Here is a 16,458-nt window from a genome sequence, read left to right as displayed (position 1 = left end):
ATGACGCAGATCGACTATTCCCGCGCCGCCAAGTATTTCCTGCTGCAGGATTTTGCCAAAGGCATGATGCTGGGCCTGAAATATATGTTCCGGCCAAAGGCGACTATCAACTACCCCCACGAAAAAGGCCCGCTTTCTCCGCGTTTTCGCGGTGAACACGCGCTGCGCCGTTATCCAAACGGCGAAGAGCGTTGCATTGCATGTAAATTGTGCGAGGCTGTTTGCCCCGCGCAGGCGATCACCATCGACGCCGAGCCACGCGAGGATGGCAGCCGCCGCACCACGCGCTATGACATCGACATGACCAAATGCATCTACTGTGGTTTCTGCCAAGAGGCTTGCCCGGTGGATGCCATTGTCGAAGGGCCAAACTTCGAGTTCTCAACAGAGACCCGCGAAGAGCTGTATTACGACAAGACCAAGCTGCTTGAGAATGGCGACCGCTGGGAAGCTGAAATTGCCCGCAACCTAGAAATGGATGCACCTTACCGATGAGCGATCCCAAAAACCCCTTTGAAGCGATGATGAACCAGGCGCAGGAAATGGCCAAAGGCTTTCCTGCGATGGATGCGTTCACGCCCAAAGGGTTTGAGGCGATGATGGGCACCATGCCCAAGGACATGATGGAAATGATGTTCGGCAATACGCTGAACGATGGCGGGCTTGATGCGCGCACACGGCTGCTGCTGACACTGGCCGGACTGACCATGCAGGGCGCGCAAAACGATATGGCCGTGCGCCAGACCGTGCGCCACGCGCTTGAGGCCGGGGCGACCAAGCAGCACATCGTAGAAACAATCGGGCAGATGTCGGTGTTCGCCGGTATTCCCGCAATGACCCGCGCGCTGGAACTGGCGCAGGCGGTGTTGGACGAAAAAGAGGGCGACGCATGAGTGTCTTTTCATTCTACCTGTTTGCAACCTGCGTGATCGCGGGCGGACTGTTCACCGTGATCAGCCGCAACCCCGTACACTCGGTGCTGTGGTTGATCCTGTCATTCCTAAGCGCGGCGGGTCTGTTTGTCCTGCTGGGCGCGGAATTTGTCGCGATGCTGCTGATCATTGTCTATGTCGGCGCTGTCGCGGTGTTGTTCCTGTTCGTGGTGATGATGCTGGATGTCGATTTTGCCGAGCTAAAGGCAGAGATGGCCCGCTATATGCCGCTGGCCTTGCTCATCGGTCTGGTGATCTTGATGCAATTTGTCATGGCGTTCGGCGCTTGGGAAAGCAACGTAGCGGCCGAAGGGCTGCGCACGCAGGTGACGGACCCGACAGTGCACAACACGGCGGCGCTGGGGCTCATCCTTTATGATGACTACTTCCTGCTGTTCCAACTGGCGGGTCTGATCCTGCTGGTGGCGATGATCGGGGCGATTGTGCTGACGCTGCGCCACCGGGTGGATGTGAAACGCCAGGACGTGGTGGCGCAGATGATGCGCGATCCGGCAAAGGCGATGGAATTGAAAGACGTGAAACCGGGGCAGGGGCTCTGAGCCCCGATTTTTCGGAAAAATCGGACCGGTTTCTTCGAAGAAACCGGCGCAAGACGGAAAGTGTAAGAATAAGATGATCGGACTTGAACACTATCTGACAGTAGCGGCGACGCTGTTTGTCATTGGCATCTTCGGGCTTTTTCTGAACCGTAAGAACGTGATCATTTTGTTGATGAGCATCGAATTGATGCTCTTGGCGGTGAACATCAACTTTGTCGCTTTCTCCAGTTTTCTGGGTGATCTGGTCGGGCAGGTTTACACGTTGTTTGTCCTGACCGTTGCGGCGGCTGAGGCGGCCATCGGTCTTGCCATTCTGGTCTGTTTCTTCCGCAACCGCGGCACGATCGCGGTCGAAGATGTCAACGTGATGAAGGGCTGAGACCATGGAAACCACACTCCTTTTTGCCCCTCTGGTTGGCGCATTGATCTGCGGCTTTGGCTGGAAGATCATCGGCGAACGCCCTGCACAGGTGGTTGCGACGGCGCTTTTGTTCCTGTCCGCCGCGCTAAGCTGGGTCACGTTCCTGACCTTTGACGGCCCGACAGAGCATATCCAGATCCTGCGCTTTATCGAAAGTGGCAGCCTGAGCACCGATTGGTCGATCCGTCTGGACCGTCTGACAGCAATCATGCTGATTGTTGTGACCACGGTCTCCAGCCTCGTGCATCTTTATTCTTTCGGATACATGGCCCATGACGAGAACTTTGGCGAAAACGAAAGCTATCGCCCGCGTTTCTTTGCTTATTTGTCGTTCTTTACCTTCGCGATGCTGATGCTCGTGACCTCTGACAACCTTGTGCAGATGTTCTTTGGTTGGGAAGGGGTTGGCGTTGCCTCCTATCTTTTGATTGGTTTCTACTTCAAAAAGCCAAGCGCCAATGCCGCCGCGATCAAGGCCTTTGTGGTCAACAGGGTGGGCGATTTTGGCTTTGCGCTGGGGATATTCGCGCTGTTCTACCTGACCGACAGCATCCGTTTTGACGATGTGTTCGCCGCGGCACCGCAACTGGCCGAACAGACCGTCGGCTTTCTGTGGACCGAATGGAATGCAGCCAACCTGATCGCCTTCCTGCTGTTCATCGGCGCGATGGGCAAATCGGCGCAGCTTTTCCTGCACACATGGTTGCCGGACGCGATGGAAGGCCCGACACCTGTTTCGGCCCTGATCCACGCTGCGACCATGGTGACCGCAGGTGTGTTCCTTGTCTGCCGTATGTCGCCGTTGATGGAATTTGCGCCCGAGGCCATGACTTTTGTGACCGTGATCGGCGCAACGACAGCGTTCTTTGCCGCAACCGTGGGTCTGGTTCAGACCGACATCAAGCGCGTGATCGCCTATTCCACCTGTTCACAGCTGGGCTATATGTTCGTGGCTGCGGGTGTCGGCATGTACTCCGCCGCGATGTTCCACCTCTTTACCCACGCGTTTTTCAAGGCGATGTTGTTCCTTGGTGCCGGTTCGGTGATCCATGCGATGCACCACGAGCAGGACATGACCAACTATGGCGGTCTGCGCAAAAAGATCCCCTATACCTTTGCCGCGATGATGATCGGTACCTTGGCGATCACCGGTGTTGGCATCCCGCTGACGCATATCGGTTTCGCGGGCTTCCTCTCGAAGGATGCGATTATCGAAAGCGCTTGGGGCGGTGGGTCCATGTATGGTTTCTGGCTGCTGGTTGTGGCCGCCGCGATGACCAGCTTCTACAGCTGGCGCCTGATCTTCCTGACGTTTTATGGCACGCCGCGCGGCAACAAACACACCCATGAGCACGCCCATGAATCGCCCATGACCATGCTGATCCCGCTGGGGGTTCTGGCCTTGGGCGCGGTGTTCTCTGGCATGTTGTGGTACGGCAGCTTCTTCGGGCACACCGACGAGATTGCGGAGTTCTATGACATTCCTCTGGCCCAAGAGGCCGGACATGGCGACACCCATGTGGATGGCGCGTCAACCGATCATGGCGAAGGTGATCATGGCGCCGCTGACGGGGAACATCACGCGGCCTTTGGTGGCAACCCCGGTGATGGCGGATTGTACTTTGGTGTCGACAATCACGTGCTGGAGGCAGCGCATGCTGCACCAACATGGGTCAAGGTCAGCCCGTTCATTGCGATGCTGGGCGGCTTTCTCATGGCGATGTGGTTCTACATCTGGAACCCGACCCTGCCGGCGCGTTTGGCCGAAAACCAAAAGCCGCTTTATCTATTCCTGAAAAACAAATGGTACTTTGATGAGATCTACAACGTGGTCTTTGTCGGCCCTGCCAAGGCACTTGGCCGCTTCTTGTGGAAGCGCGGAGATGGCAACGTGATTGACGGCACTTTGAACGGCGTCGCCATGGGCATTGTCCCCTTCTTCACCCGTCTGGCCGGTAAGGCGCAATCGGGCTACATCTTTACCTATGTCTTTGCCATGGTGATCGGGATCGCGGTCCTTGTCACATGGATGACGATGAGCGGGGGGGCAAACTGATGGACACGCATCTGCTTTCCATTGTCACGTTCATGCCCGCCTTTGCGGCGCTGATCCTGGCCATTTTCCTGCGCGGTGATGATGAGGCTGCGGGGCGCAACGCCAAGTGGCTGGCGATGATCACCACCACGGTGACCTTCCTGATCTCGCTGTTCATTCTGTTTGAATTTGATCCAAACGACACCGGTTTTCAGTTTGTCGATGAGGCCGACTGGCTGTTGGGGATGAAATACCGCCTTGGTGTTGATGGCATTTCGATCCTGTTTGTGATGCTCACCACCTTTATGATGCCGCTGGTGATTGCCGCCAGTTGGAACGTGAACACCCGCGTCAAAGAATACATGATCGCCTTTCTGGTGCTCGAAACGCTCATGCTGGGTGTGTTCATGGCGCTGGATCTTGTGCTGTTTTACCTGTTCTTTGAGGCGGGCCTGATCCCGATGTTCCTGATCATCGGCATCTGGGGCGGGGCCAACCGCATCTATGCCAGCTTCAAGTTCTTCCTTTATACCTTCCTCGGCTCGGTGCTGATGCTGGTGGCCATGGTGGCGATGTTCACCGAGGCAGGCACCACATGTATCGGCGGTTGCGAATTGAGCTTGCTGACGCATACCTTTGGGTCCGAAACCTTCAGCGTGATGGGCGTGCAGATCATCGGCGGGATGCAAACACTGCTGTTCCTCGCGTTCTTTGCAAGCTTTGCGGTGAAAATGCCGATGTGGCCGGTGCACACCTGGTTGCCGGATGCCCACGTACAGGCGCCAACAGCAGGTTCCGTGGTACTGGCCGCGATCCTGCTCAAGATGGGCGGTTACGGATTCTTGCGCTTCAGCCTGCCAATGTTCCCGGTGGGATCTGACGTGATGGCGCCGCTGGTGCTGTGGATGTCGGCGATTGCGATCGTCTATACCTCGCTGGTCGCGCTGGTGCAGGAAGACATGAAAAAGCTGATTGCCTATTCATCGGTTGCGCATATGGGCTTTGTCACCATGGGCATCTTTGCCGCGAACCAACAGGGCATTGATGGCGCGATCTTCCAGATGATCAGCCACGGCTTTATCTCTGGTGCGTTGTTCCTCTGCGTGGGCGTGATCTATGACCGGATGCACACCCGCGACATCGACGCCTATGGCGGTCTGGTGAACCGGATGCCGGCCTATGCGATGATCTTTATGCTGTTCACCATGGCCAATGTCGGCCTGCCGGGCACCTCCGGATTTGTCGGGGAGTTCCTGACACTGATGGCGACCTTCCAGGTCAACACCTGGGTTGCGGCGATTGCCACAACGGGTGTGATCTTCTCGGCGGCCTATGCGCTTTGGCTGTATCGCCGGGTGGTCATGGGCGACCTGATCAAGGAAAGCCTGAAGGCGATCACCGATATGACCCCGCGTGAGCGCTGGATCTTTGCGCCGCTGGTGGTGATGACCCTGCTCTTGGGGGTCTATCCGGCACTGGTGCTTGATATGATCGGCCCGTCCGTTGCGGCGCTGGTTGAAAACTACACTGTGGCGCTGGATGCGGCTGATACCGCTGTCCAATCCGCCGAAGCCACTCATTAAGAAGGACCACGCGATGATTTCCGCTGATCTGAATATCATCCTGCCCGAGATCCTGCTCTCAGCCTTTGCGCTGTTGGGGCTGATGGGGGCGGTCTATACCACCAAGGACAAAACCGGTGGTCTGCTGGTCTGGCTGACGGCCATCGTCTTTGTCGCGCTGGCGGCATGGATCGGCCTGACGGGTGAGGGCACGCGCGTGGCCTTTAACGGTATGTTCATCGAAGACGGCTTTGCCCGGTTTGCCAAGGTCACGATCTTGCTGTCCGCAGCGGCGGTTCTGGTGATGTCCGAAGGTTATATGAAAGCGCGCGGTTTGCTGCGGTTTGAATATCCGATGCTGGTGGCTCTGTCCGCCGTGGGCATGATGATGATGGTCAGTGCGGGCGACCTGATGGCGCTTTATATGGGCCTTGAGCTGCAATCGCTGGCACTTTACGTCGTTGCCTCCCTGCGCCGCGACTCAGTCAAATCCACTGAGGCGGGCCTGAAATACTTTGTGCTGGGCGCGCTCAGCTCTGGTGTGCTGCTTTACGGTGCGTCGCTGGTTTATGGCTATGCGGGCACAACGCTGTTCTCCGGTATCATCACCACCGCGCAGTCGGGCAACGTCTCGCTGGGGCTGCTGTTTGGTCTGGTGTTCCTGATCTCGGGCATGGCGTTCAAGGTGTCTGCGGTTCCGTTCCACATGTGGACACCGGACGTTTATGAAGGGTCTCCAACCCCGGTCACAGCTTTCTTTGCCACCGCGCCCAAGGTTGCAGCGATGGGTCTGTTTGCCCGTGTGCTGCATGATGCCTTTGGCAACGCGATCAGCGACTGGAGCCAGATTGTTGCGCTGCTCTCGGTGTTGTCGATGTTTCTTGGTGCCATCGCGGCGATTGGTCAAACCAACATCAAACGTCTGATGGCATTTTCCTCCATTGCGCATATGGGCTACGCCCTGATGGGCTTGGCGGCGGGGACTGTGCTGGGTGTGCAGGCGATGCTGGTCTATATGGCGATCTATGTGACGATGAATGTCGGCACCTTTGCGTTCATCCTGATGATGCAAAAGGACGGCGCACCGGTCACGGATATTTCGTCGCTGAACATGTATTCCAAAACCAATCCGGGCCGTGCCCTGGCGATGCTGGTTCTGCTGTTCTCGCTTGCGGGCGTACCGCCGATGCTGGGCTTCTTTGGCAAGCTTTACGTCCTGCGGGCGGCCTATGAGGCCGATCTGGTCTGGCTGGCGATTGCGGGTGTGATCGCCTCGGTGATCGGTGCCTATTACTATCTGCGGATCGTGTTCTACATGTACTTTGGTGAGGAACAATCCGAACAGCTCGACAATTCCCGTGGTGGCATTCTGGGCGGTTTCCTGATTGCTTCGGCGCTGATCATGGTGCTCGGCATTGCCAATATGTTTGGCTTGGAAGGGGCCGCAGCGGCGGCGGCGGGTGCGCTTGTCAACTGACGGCGCCTGCCTGCCAGATGTGATGCTGTGCTTTGAAGACATGGTGAAAACATGACCGCCTGGCCGGAGGGCTATGGGCGGCATGTTTTTGACGTGCTGGATTCAACCCTGTCAGAGGCGGCGCGTATGGCGCCCACGTTGTCCGGACCTGCGTGGATACTGGCGCTGGAGCAAACCAACGCCCGCGGACGGCGCGGACGGGCATGGTCCACCCCGCGTGGCAATTTTGCAGGCACCCTGATCATGCGCCGCCGAGAAGAGCCGGGCGTGGCAGCGTTGCGCAGCTTCGTGACCTCGCTGGCGCTGTATCGCACCTTTGTTGCAGTGACAGGGCAGGCGGAGGCGTTTGCGCTCAAATGGCCAAACGATGTGCTGCTGAAGGGCGGCAAGGTCGCAGGCATCCTATTGGAGAGCATTGGCGATCATCTGGTGATCGGCATTGGCGTCAATCTGGCCCATGCCCCCGGCGCGGATGAGGTTGAGGCGCGGGCGCTGACGCCGATGGCGCTGGCTGAGACGCTGGATATTGATGTTGCGCCAGAGGTGTTTCTGGACGTGCTTGCGGCGGAATATGCAGCGCTTGAGGCCCAGTTCACCGCCCATGGGTTTGCCCCGATCCGCCGGGCGTGGCTCTCTCATGCGGCCAAGCTGGGCGAAGTGATTACCGCCCGCACCATGCGCGATGAGACCATTGGCACCTTTGAGGATGTCGATGAGGCGGGCAATCTGATCTTGCAAACGGCCAATGGCCGCGCCGCGATCACAGCGGCGGATGTCTATTTCTAACCCAAAAGGAGGCCAAGATATGCTTCTGGCCATTGACTGCGGCAACACCAACACGGTTTTTTCGATCTGGGACGGGGAGAAATTCCTCTGCACCATGCGGACCTCTACCCATCACGCCCGCACGGCGGATGCCTATTTCACCTGGTTCTCGACCCTGCTGGAACACTACGGCATCGATCCCGAGATTACCGAGGTGATCATTTCCTCAACGGTGCCGCGGGTTGTGTTCAATCTGCGGGTGTTCTCGGATCAGTTCTTTGGCTGTCGTCCATTGGTGGTGGGCAAGCCCGATTGCCTGTTGCCGGCACTTCCACGTGTGGATCAGGGCACGATTGTCGGCCCGGACCGGCTGGTCAACACCGCAGGGGCCTATGACCGCCATGGTGGCAACCTGATTGTGGTGGATTTTGGCACCGCGACGACCTTTGATGTGGCGGGCAAGGATGGCGCCTATGTGGGCGGCGTGATTGCCCCCGGTGTAAATCTGTCACTCGAAGCGCTGCACATGGCTGCCGCTGCACTGCCGCATGTGGACATTACCAAGCCGCAGCGTGTAGTAGGCACCAACACCGTCGCCTGTATGCAATCGGGCGTCTTCTGGGGCTATGTCGGGCTGGTCAAAGAGATCTGCGCCCGGATCAAGGCCGAACGTGACCAGACAATGAAAATTATCGCGACCGGCGGGCTGGCCCCGTTGTTTGCGCAAACCGAAGATCTATTTGATGTCATCGAAGATGACCTGACGATGCACGGGCTGACCGTCATCCATAAATATAACAAGGAAAATGCTGACTAATGAGCAGTGAAAGATTAATCTACCTGCCCCTCGGTGGGGCCGGTGAAATTGGCATGAATGCCTATGTCTATGGCTACGGGAAACCGGGTAAGGAACGGCTGATTGTCGTGGACCTTGGCGTGGCCTTCCCCGACATGGACGGCAGTCCCGGCGTGGACCTGATCCTGCCGGATATTGCCTGGCTGAAGGAACGCCGTGATCAGATTGAGGCGGTGTTTATCACCCACGCCCATGAGGATCATATCGGTGCCGTGGCCCATACCTATGACATGCTGCGCGCGCCGATCTATGCGCGCCGGTTCACCGCCAATATCGCGCATCGCAAGATGTCCGAACATGGCCACCCCGAAGACGCGGTGAGCGTGGTTGGCGCCTATCCCGAACAGATCAAAGCCGGTCCGTTCAGCATCAGCTTTTTGCCGATCTCGCATTCGATACCTGAATCCTCGGCCATGGTGATTGATACACCTGCGGGCCGGGTGATCCATTCGGGTGATTTCAAGATCGACACCACACCGGGTGTGGGTGAGGCCTATGATGCCGATCTGTGGGCCGAGGTCTGTAAGGACGGCGTCAAGGCGCTGGTCTGCGACAGTACCAATGTCTTTTCGCCCGCGCCGGGCCGGTCCGAAGTGACCGTTGGTCCCGAGATCGAGAAACTGGTCTCAAGCGCCGAAGGCATGGTGGTTGCGACCACTTTTGCCTCTAACGTGGCACGGGTGAAGACCCTTGCCGTGGCGGGGGACAAGGCAGGGCGGTCAATTGTCCTGCTGGGCCGCGCCATGAAACGCATGGTCGAGGCGGCGCTGGAAACCGGGGTGATGAAAGATTTCCCCAATGTGATCAGCCCCGAAGAGGCCCGCGCGGTGCCGCGTGAAAACCTCATGCTGCTGGTTACCGGATCGCAAGGCGAACGCCGCGCGGCCTCGGCGCAATTGGCGCGGGGCAAGTATCAGGGGATCGAGATGAAGGAAGGGGACATGTTCCTGTTTTCCTCCAAGACAATCCCCGGCAACGAACGCGGTGTTATTCGCATCATCAACCAGTTCTCTGAAAAGGGTGTGGATGTGGTCGATGACAGCTCAGGCCTTTATCACGTGTCCGGTCACGCCAACCGCCCGGATCTGGAGGTGCTGCACGATGTGGTCAAACCGCAGGTGTTGATCCCGATGCACGGCGAACACCGCCATCTGCGCGAACATGCCAAGCTGGCCGATGCCAAGGGTATCAAAGGTGTGCTGGCGGTGAACGGCATGATGATCGATCTGTCCGGCAATGAGCCGAAAGTGGCAGAATACATCGAGACCGGCCGCACCTATCTGGATGGTTCGGTGCAGATCGGGGCGCTGGATGGTGTGGTACGGGATCGTATCCGCATGGCGCTGAACGGTCATGTGACCGTGACCGTGATCATGGATACCGATGATGAGCCTTTGGGCGACCCATGGGTGGATATGATGGGCTTGCCCGAAACGGGCCGGTCCCATGCGCCGCTGGTGGATGTGCTGGAAGAAGACCTGCGCCAATGGCTGGGCCGTTCCAAGGCGGCGACGTTGCGCGATGATACGAAACTGCATGATGGGCTCAAGCGTGTGGTGCGCCAGTCCGCGCAGGACGAGATCGGCAAAAAGCCCGAGGTGACAATTGTGGTGAGCCGGCTGTCCTAAGCTGGATCTCTACCGCTCCAATACAAAAGGCCCCGCAAATTGCGGGGCCTTTTTTGTAGGAATGTCCGTTTGATCAGGTCGCGTTGCGACGATCATCAAAGCTGAGGCCGATGAACTCCGGCGTGTGATCGCCCAGACCCACCACCTGATTGCCGCCGCGATGGTCATTGCGGCCGCGGCCACGTTTGTCATTGCGGCCCTTCTGGCTGTTGTCATGGCCACGCGATTCACGCGGCTTTTCATCGCGCTTGGGCTTGCTTTCGGCCTTGGGCTTGGGCGCGGCCTGTTCCTGAACGGGCTGTGCTGCGGTCTCTTCTGTCGATTGAACCGCCTCTTTGGGCTTGTCATCAGATCTGCGAGACCGCGAGCGGCTGCGCTTGGGCTTTTCGGTTTCCGCAGCTTCGGAAGGGGCGCTTTCGGCCTTGGCTTCGTCTTGCGGTTTGCCTTTGGACAGCGGGTTGTCCATGCGCGGGATTTCGTTTTGAACCAGACGTTCCACGTCTTCGAGGTTTTTCTCGTCGCGCGGCACGCAGATCATGATCGCGGTGCCGTCACGTCCGGCGCGGCCCGTGCGCCCGATGCGGTGGACATAATCCTCGGCATGGCTGGGCACATCGTAGTTGAACACATGGCTCACCGACGGAACATCCAAACCACGGGCGGCCACGTCAGAGGCCACAAGGATTTTCAATGCGCCTTCGCGGAAACCATCAAGGGTACGCGTCCGCTGGCTTTGATCCAGATCACCGTGGATCGGTGCAGCATCATAACCGTATTTTTTCAACGACTTGGCAACGATATCCACATCCATCTTGCGGTTGCAGAAGATGATGCCATTGGTCAGTTTCTCGCCCTCTGCGTCGATCAAGGTGCGCAGCAATTTGCGTTTCTCCGACCCTTCGCGGTCCTTGCGGGAGGCTTTGAACTTGACCACAGCCTGGGTAATGTTCTCGCTTGTGGTGGCCTGACGGGCCACTTCGATGCGTTCAGGATTGCTGAGGAACGTGTTGGTGATCCGCTCAATCTCGGGGGCCATCGTGGCCGAGAAAAACAGCGTCTGGCGGGTGAATGGCGTCAGGCCAAAGATACGTTCGATGTCTGGGATGAAACCCATATCGAGCATCCGGTCAGCCTCGTCCACCACCATGACTTTCACGTCATTCAGGATCAGCTTGCCGCGCTCGAAATGATCCAGCAAACGGCCCGGCGTCGCGATCAGAACGTCAACGCCCTTGTCGATCAGCAGATCCTGTTCCTTGAAGGAAACACCACCGATGAGCAGCGCCTTGGTCAGTTTGACGTGTTTGGCATAAGTATCGAAATTCTCGGCCACCTGCGCGGCCAGTTCCCGTGTAGGGCACAGAACCAACGACCGGGGCATCCGCGCCCGCGCCCGGCCACGCGCCAAAAGCGTGATCATCGGCAGCGTAAAGCTGGCGGTCTTGCCGGTGCCGGTCTGGGCAATGCCCAAAACGTCACGGCCAATCAACGCGGGGGGAATAGCGCCCGCCTGAATGGGGGTAGGGGTTTCGTACCCGGCCTCTTCAACGGCTTTGAGCACTTTGGGATTCAGATTCAGATCAGAAAATTTTGTCATGTGTATCCGATAAAAGCGGACACGCTTGGCCCGCAGCAGCAGTTCATGTCGGCCCGCATGGCCCAAGGGGCGGCCACCCGGCCGCTACATGTTGCGTTCGCATAGCAACTTGGTGCTATCGCGTCAAACAGATGTGCGATTACAGCAAAAACTGCGGAAAATGTGTGGACAATGTTGCCTTTAAGCCAAGATTGGCCCGTTTGAGCAGGCCAAAACCGGCCAGTTTGTCCCGCATTTGCGGCGTATCTGCGCATAGCTCGTCAAAGAAGGCGCGCAACCCTGCTTCTCCGTCGTCTGCCTCGATCGTGGTCAAAAGCTCATGCATCGACAGCCCGCCTTTGTCGCGCGGTTTGTTGGGGGCCAGCTCTGCCCGGTAGGATCCTTTTGCAACGCGGAACCGGTAGGCGGCAATCCAGGCGTCCCAGTTGGCGGCATGCAGATGGGCGAGATCGATATCAGGGTGCTGTTCCGGCCCTTTGAGCATCTCATCGTTTTGAAAGGCATTGTGAATTTGCACACGGACATCGGGCAGACCTGTGCGCACAAACAGCTTGCCGGCCAGATGGCTGAGGAATCCACCTTTCACATAGGCGCCATAGGTCGGGTAAAGCGCGCGCACGGTTCCGGCCCGATCTGGCCCGTTGGGAATGAAAGCTTTGAACGCGGTTCCGTCACCCGCCAGCACCTCCATTGGCCGGATGCGGGCGATTGTCTGGTTTGCGGGGCAAGCGTAGAGGGCGTCTGCAATGGGCCGTTGCGGCACCAGAAATTCATCCACATCCATATGGATCAACCAATCAACATCGCCTGCCCGTTGATAGGCATGGGTAGCATTGGCCGATTGCCGGACCTGATGTTTGCGCGGCCGTTTCATGCCCAGACGGTCCCAATGGCTGTCATCGCAATGTGTCACGCGGACCTTGGGATGGGCCTTGAGCGCGTCAAAGGCAGCGGGGTTGTCATCGTCCAGATAGAGGTAGAGCAGATGCGCGCCCGCCTCCAGATGATAGGCGGTAAAGCGTAGTATCTCCGTGGCGGGGGCGAGGATTGTCGCGCTCAGCCCCCAGGTGGTCATCACACCATCATTTCCTTGGTCGCGGTCAACCGCACGTCCGGATAGTCCCGTTCAACCCGGTCAATGTCCCACTGCAAACGGGTGAGGTAAACGATGTCACCGTCATGGTCGTGGGCGATGTGCTGTTTGTTGCTATCTGCAAATTTTTCAACAGCTTGCGTGTCACCGTTCACCCAGCGTGCAGAGGTGAATTGCGACGCCTCAAAGCGAACAGGCAGGCCATATTCCAACTCGATCCGGCTGGCCAGAACTTCAAATTGCAATTGCCCCACAACACCCACGATAAAGCCCGACCCGATGGAGGGTTTGAACACTTTTGCCGCGCCTTCCTCGGCAAATTGCATCAGGGCTTTCTCAAGGTGCTTGGCCTTCAACGGATCACCGGCACGCACCCCTTGCAGGAGTTCCGGCGCAAAAGACGGGATGCCGCTGACGCGCAGCGCCTCGCCTTCGGTCAGGGTATCGCCGATGCGCAATTGGCCGTGGTTGGGGATGCCGATAATGTCGCCGGCCCATGCCTCCTCGGCCAGTTCCCGGTCAGAGGCGAGGAACATCACCGGATTTGTGATCGACATCGGTTTTTTGGTACGCACATGGGTCATTTTCATTCCCCGCAAGAAATGCCCCGAGGCAAGCCGGACAAACGCCACGCGGTCGCGGTGCTTGGGGTCCATGTTGGCCTGCACTTTGAATACAAAACCAGTCACTTTGGTTTCTTCGGGCAGGATTTGGCGGGGTTGCGCGGTTTGAATCTGTGGCTCCGGCCCGAATTTAGCGATGCCTTCCATCAGTTCTTTGACACCAAAAGAATTGATCGCAGAACCAAACCAGATTGGTGTCAGTGACCCTTCGGCCATCAGTTCAGCGTCCAAGGGCGGCATCAATTCACGCACCATTTCAAGGTCTTCTTGGAGCTTTTCCAGCAGGTCGCTGGGCACATGTTCGGCCAGTTTCGGATCATCCAACCCGTTGATTTCGATGGATTCCGAGACTTTGTTGCGATCTGCGCGGTCCATGAGTTCCAACCGGTCGCGCAGGATGTCATAGCAACCGATAAAATCACGGCCAATGCCGATGGGCCAACTGGCGGGGGTCACGTCGATGGCGAGGTTTTCTTGAATTTCGTCGATGATCTCAAACACATCGCGGCTTTCGCGGTCCATCTTGTTACAGAAGGTCAGGATCGGCAGATCGCGCATGCGGCAGACCTCAAACAGCTTTTGGGTCTGGCTTTCCACACCTTTTGCGCCGTCAATCACCATCACCGCCGCATCCACCGCTGTCAGCGTACGGTAGGTGTCTTCGGAAAAATCCGAGTGGCCGGGTGTGTCAACAAGATTGAACCGGAACTCTCTGAAATCAAACGACATTGCCGAGGCTGACACAGAAATGCCCCGATCCTTCTCCATCGCCATAAAGTCAGAGCGCGTGCGCCGCGCTTCGCCCTTGGCGCGGACCTGTCCGGCCATCTGGATCGCCCCACCAAACAGCAGAAATTTCTCCGTCAGCGTGGTTTTGCCCGCATCAGGGTGACTGATGATGGCAAAGGTCCGGCGACGGGCGATTTCCGGGGGCAATTCGGGGCGGTTATTGAGGTTATCCAACATGGATTGGCATATAGCGATGGCGCAGCGCGGCGGCAAGCGGGCTTGGGGGCGGTGCTGGTCTGCTTTACGTCGGATCTGGTTGGCGCATGGCTGAACGGCCCGTTAGGGTGGCCGGATGGAATCAGATATTACCCTCCCGATCTCCCTTGCCGCCGCGGCATTGAACATGGCTTTGGCTCTCGTTTGTGGAGGGTTGATCGGATCCGAAAGGCAGGTACGCCAACGCATGGCAGGGCTGCGCACCAATGCGTTGGTCGCGCTTGGCGCGGCAAGTTATGTCGTGTTTTCAAGTCTTTTCCCCGATGAGTTAAGCCCGACGCGGGTCGGCGCACAGGTGGTGTCCGGCATTGGTTTTCTGGGCGCGGGCATCATTTTTCGGCACGGATTTACCGTGCATGGCCTGAACACAGCCGCGACCTTGTGGTGTTCCGCGGCGGTGGGATTGTTGGCCGGGGCGGGGGCGCCGCTGTTTGCGGTTTTGGCCACGGGTATGATCATTTTTGTGAATTTGGGCCTGCGTCCCTTGGTTAAATTTCTCAAAACCAAAACGTCCGCGGGCATGCCGATTGTTACAGAGGCCCATATTACGGTCTCTTGTCAGTCCAAGCATGAGGCGGATGTGCGGTCTTTGCTTCTGAACCGTTTGCCGCCGCCCGAATTTCACGTCAGCGGCTTGGAACGTCAGCGCGACGATGACAGCGGGGCATTGCGGCTGGATCTCAGTGTGACTGTGGCGGGCCCGTCGGATGCGCCACTCAAAGAAGCGCTTGATCCGCTGATGCTGGACCTCAAGATCAGCAGCCTGCGGTATGAGGCGGCTGGCGACAGCTAACCCCGGCTGGCGCGGCGCAGCAACTGCGCTGGGTTTGCCTTGCCAAAGGGGGCGTCAGCGATTTCAAAAGCGGCATGAGGCCTGTCGGAATGGCCAGGGATCGCCGGCCCCCATCGGCGCGACATCTTGGCCGGCAGCAATGCTCGATTGCGGCGGGTGATCCGCATGGTTTCCACGGCGATTCCTTCGGCAAAGATGATCTGGTGATTGTCGAAAACCAGTTGAAAATACTCAACAAAACCGCGCTCTTGCCGGGTGATGGTCTCGTCGTCGACAAGATGCTCTGCTTTGATCATCACCTCGGCGCGGCCAAGGCCCAAATGATCGTCCCGTTGATAGATGAACAGGCTTTGGTCCTTGCTGAGCATCAGGTCATTTCGATTGTGCAAAGCATCTGCGGAAATCACAACCGGGGCCAGATCCCCAGTTGCCCGCAGGGTCTGTTGCCCGATCCAGCGCAGGGGCTGCGGACCATCGTCGCGGGTCATAATTAGATCACCGGATTGCAGGTTCTCAACCGGCGTTTGCAGGCCGCCCGCCAGCGTGATCAATGTGCCGCGCCCCAGTGACACCGTGCCGGATTGCGCAAAGAAGAGGCGGGCGTTTCTCTGGTCAATATCCACCAGCGCGTAGGGCACGCCGGGCATCAAGGGCGTAAAGGGGTGCAGAAAAACCGCGCCCTGTGCACCGGAAATGCCTTGTTCGGTAAACAACAGCGCATCCATCATCATCCCCATCGGTGACATCAGACACAGCCGCGCCTCAAGCGTGAGGAAGGCGCCCTCATGCGAAACGCTTGCGCCCTGCGTCACTTCGAACCGGTTGCCCGGGCCGGGATGCGCCGCCAGAACCCCGATGGTCGCGTTTTTGGCCAAGGTATATTGATCGTCCAGAACCAGATCGGCGGCGCCCGATAGCCCATCCCCCTGATTTGCGCCTTGGCTCACGCAGAAGTCATCGCCACGTATCACGGCAAGCTGATGCGGATCGGCATGGGATGGGGCAGGCATGGCGGTATCCTTTGTGGTTTTGCAATCATTTGCCTGAAACTGTGAGAATTTCGTTAACCTCGCCGAGTCCGCATGGGTGCTGGCTTCGGGTCGTTGTCGTG

At 58.0% G+C, this 16,458-nt stretch carries 15 protein-coding genes; 11 read left to right on the top strand and 4 right to left on the bottom strand.

The window, feature by feature from the left end; genetic code table 11:
- The 10 genes from nuoI (at position 1) to C8N31_RS04315 (ending at position 10,236) form a co-directional block, all read left to right on the top strand.
- On the top strand, positions 1-495 hold the full coding sequence (nuoI, locus tag C8N31_RS04360) for an NADH-quinone oxidoreductase subunit NuoI (protein WP_025048950.1): 495 nt from the start codon (positions 1-3) through the stop codon (positions 493-495).
- The gene (locus tag C8N31_RS04355; RefSeq protein WP_025048951.1) at positions 492-893 is read left to right on the top strand and encodes a carboxymuconolactone decarboxylase family protein; all 402 of its coding nucleotides are present in this window, start codon (positions 492-494) and stop codon (positions 891-893) included. The genes nuoI and C8N31_RS04355 overlap by 4 nt, the downstream gene beginning before the upstream one ends.
- Positions 890-1,492 carry an NADH-quinone oxidoreductase subunit J gene (locus C8N31_RS04350; RefSeq protein ID WP_025048952.1) on the top strand — a complete coding sequence of 201 codons (603 nt, stop codon included), beginning with the start codon at positions 890-892 and terminating at the stop codon, positions 1,490-1,492. The genes C8N31_RS04355 and C8N31_RS04350 overlap by 4 nt, the downstream gene beginning before the upstream one ends.
- 73 nt (positions 1,493-1,565) lie before the next feature.
- Complete coding sequence (gene nuoK, locus C8N31_RS04345; protein WP_025048953.1) at positions 1,566-1,871, top strand: NADH-quinone oxidoreductase subunit NuoK; 306 nt, start codon at positions 1,566-1,568, stop codon at positions 1,869-1,871.
- Between the two features lie 4 nt (positions 1,872-1,875).
- Entirely contained in the window at positions 1,876-3,969 is a 2,094-nt protein-coding gene (nuoL, locus tag C8N31_RS04340) for an NADH-quinone oxidoreductase subunit L (RefSeq protein WP_025048954.1), read from the top strand.
- Positions 3,969-5,531 (top strand): NADH-quinone oxidoreductase subunit M, encoded by a 1,563-nt coding sequence (locus C8N31_RS04335; protein WP_025048955.1) that lies wholly within the window; start codon positions 3,969-3,971, stop codon positions 5,529-5,531. The genes nuoL and C8N31_RS04335 overlap by 1 nt, the downstream gene beginning before the upstream one ends.
- 13 nt (positions 5,532-5,544) lie before the next feature.
- Positions 5,545-6,987, top strand: coding sequence for an NADH-quinone oxidoreductase subunit NuoN (nuoN, locus tag C8N31_RS04330; protein ID WP_025048956.1), 1,443 nt, complete (start codon positions 5,545-5,547; stop codon positions 6,985-6,987).
- Positions 6,988-7,038: 51 nt separating this feature from the next.
- Positions 7,039-7,773, top strand: coding sequence for a biotin--[acetyl-CoA-carboxylase] ligase (locus tag C8N31_RS04325; RefSeq protein WP_025048957.1), 735 nt, complete (start codon positions 7,039-7,041; stop codon positions 7,771-7,773).
- A gap of 19 nt (positions 7,774-7,792) precedes the next feature.
- On the top strand, positions 7,793-8,569 hold the full coding sequence (locus tag C8N31_RS04320; RefSeq protein WP_025048958.1) for a type III pantothenate kinase: 777 nt from the start codon (positions 7,793-7,795) through the stop codon (positions 8,567-8,569).
- The gene (locus C8N31_RS04315; RefSeq protein WP_025048959.1) at positions 8,569-10,236 is read left to right on the top strand and encodes a ribonuclease J; all 1,668 of its coding nucleotides are present in this window, start codon (positions 8,569-8,571) and stop codon (positions 10,234-10,236) included. Before C8N31_RS04320 ends, C8N31_RS04315 begins: the two co-directional genes overlap by 1 nt.
- A 73-nt stretch (positions 10,237-10,309) precedes the next feature.
- On the opposite strand, the gene C8N31_RS04310 is transcribed toward C8N31_RS04315, so the two are convergent.
- The 3 genes from C8N31_RS04310 to C8N31_RS04300 all read right to left on the bottom strand — a co-directional run bounded on the left by C8N31_RS04310 (position 10,310) and on the right by C8N31_RS04300 (position 14,515).
- Positions 10,310-11,833: a DEAD/DEAH box helicase gene (locus C8N31_RS04310; protein WP_025048960.1), complete on the bottom strand. Its 1,524-nt coding sequence runs from the start codon at positions 11,831-11,833 to the stop codon at positions 10,310-10,312.
- Between the two features lie 139 nt (positions 11,834-11,972).
- A complete protein-coding gene (locus C8N31_RS04305) occupies positions 11,973-12,908 on the bottom strand; it encodes a glycosyltransferase family 2 protein (RefSeq protein ID WP_025048961.1) in 936 nt (311 codons plus the stop codon).
- The gene (locus C8N31_RS04300; protein WP_025048962.1) at positions 12,908-14,515 is read right to left on the bottom strand and encodes a peptide chain release factor 3; all 1,608 of its coding nucleotides are present in this window, start codon (positions 14,513-14,515) and stop codon (positions 12,908-12,910) included. Before C8N31_RS04300 ends, C8N31_RS04305 begins: the two co-directional genes overlap by 1 nt.
- Positions 14,516-14,630: 115 nt before the next feature.
- On the opposite strand from C8N31_RS04300, the gene C8N31_RS04295 reads away from it, so the two are divergent.
- A complete protein-coding gene (locus C8N31_RS04295) occupies positions 14,631-15,347 on the top strand; it encodes an MgtC/SapB family protein (RefSeq protein ID WP_037918703.1) in 717 nt (238 codons plus the stop codon).
- Here the strand turns inward: C8N31_RS04295 and C8N31_RS04290 are convergent.
- A complete protein-coding gene (locus C8N31_RS04290) occupies positions 15,344-16,357 on the bottom strand; it encodes a Hint domain-containing protein (RefSeq protein ID WP_025048964.1) in 1,014 nt (337 codons plus the stop codon). The genes C8N31_RS04295 and C8N31_RS04290 overlap by 4 nt on opposite strands.
- Between the last annotated feature and the right edge of the window lie 101 nt (positions 16,358-16,458).

The organism is Sulfitobacter mediterraneus (assembly GCF_003054325.1).
Lineage (GTDB): Bacteria > Pseudomonadota > Alphaproteobacteria > Rhodobacterales > Rhodobacteraceae > Sulfitobacter > Sulfitobacter mediterraneus.
This window is presented reverse-complemented; position numbering and strand designations above follow the sequence as displayed.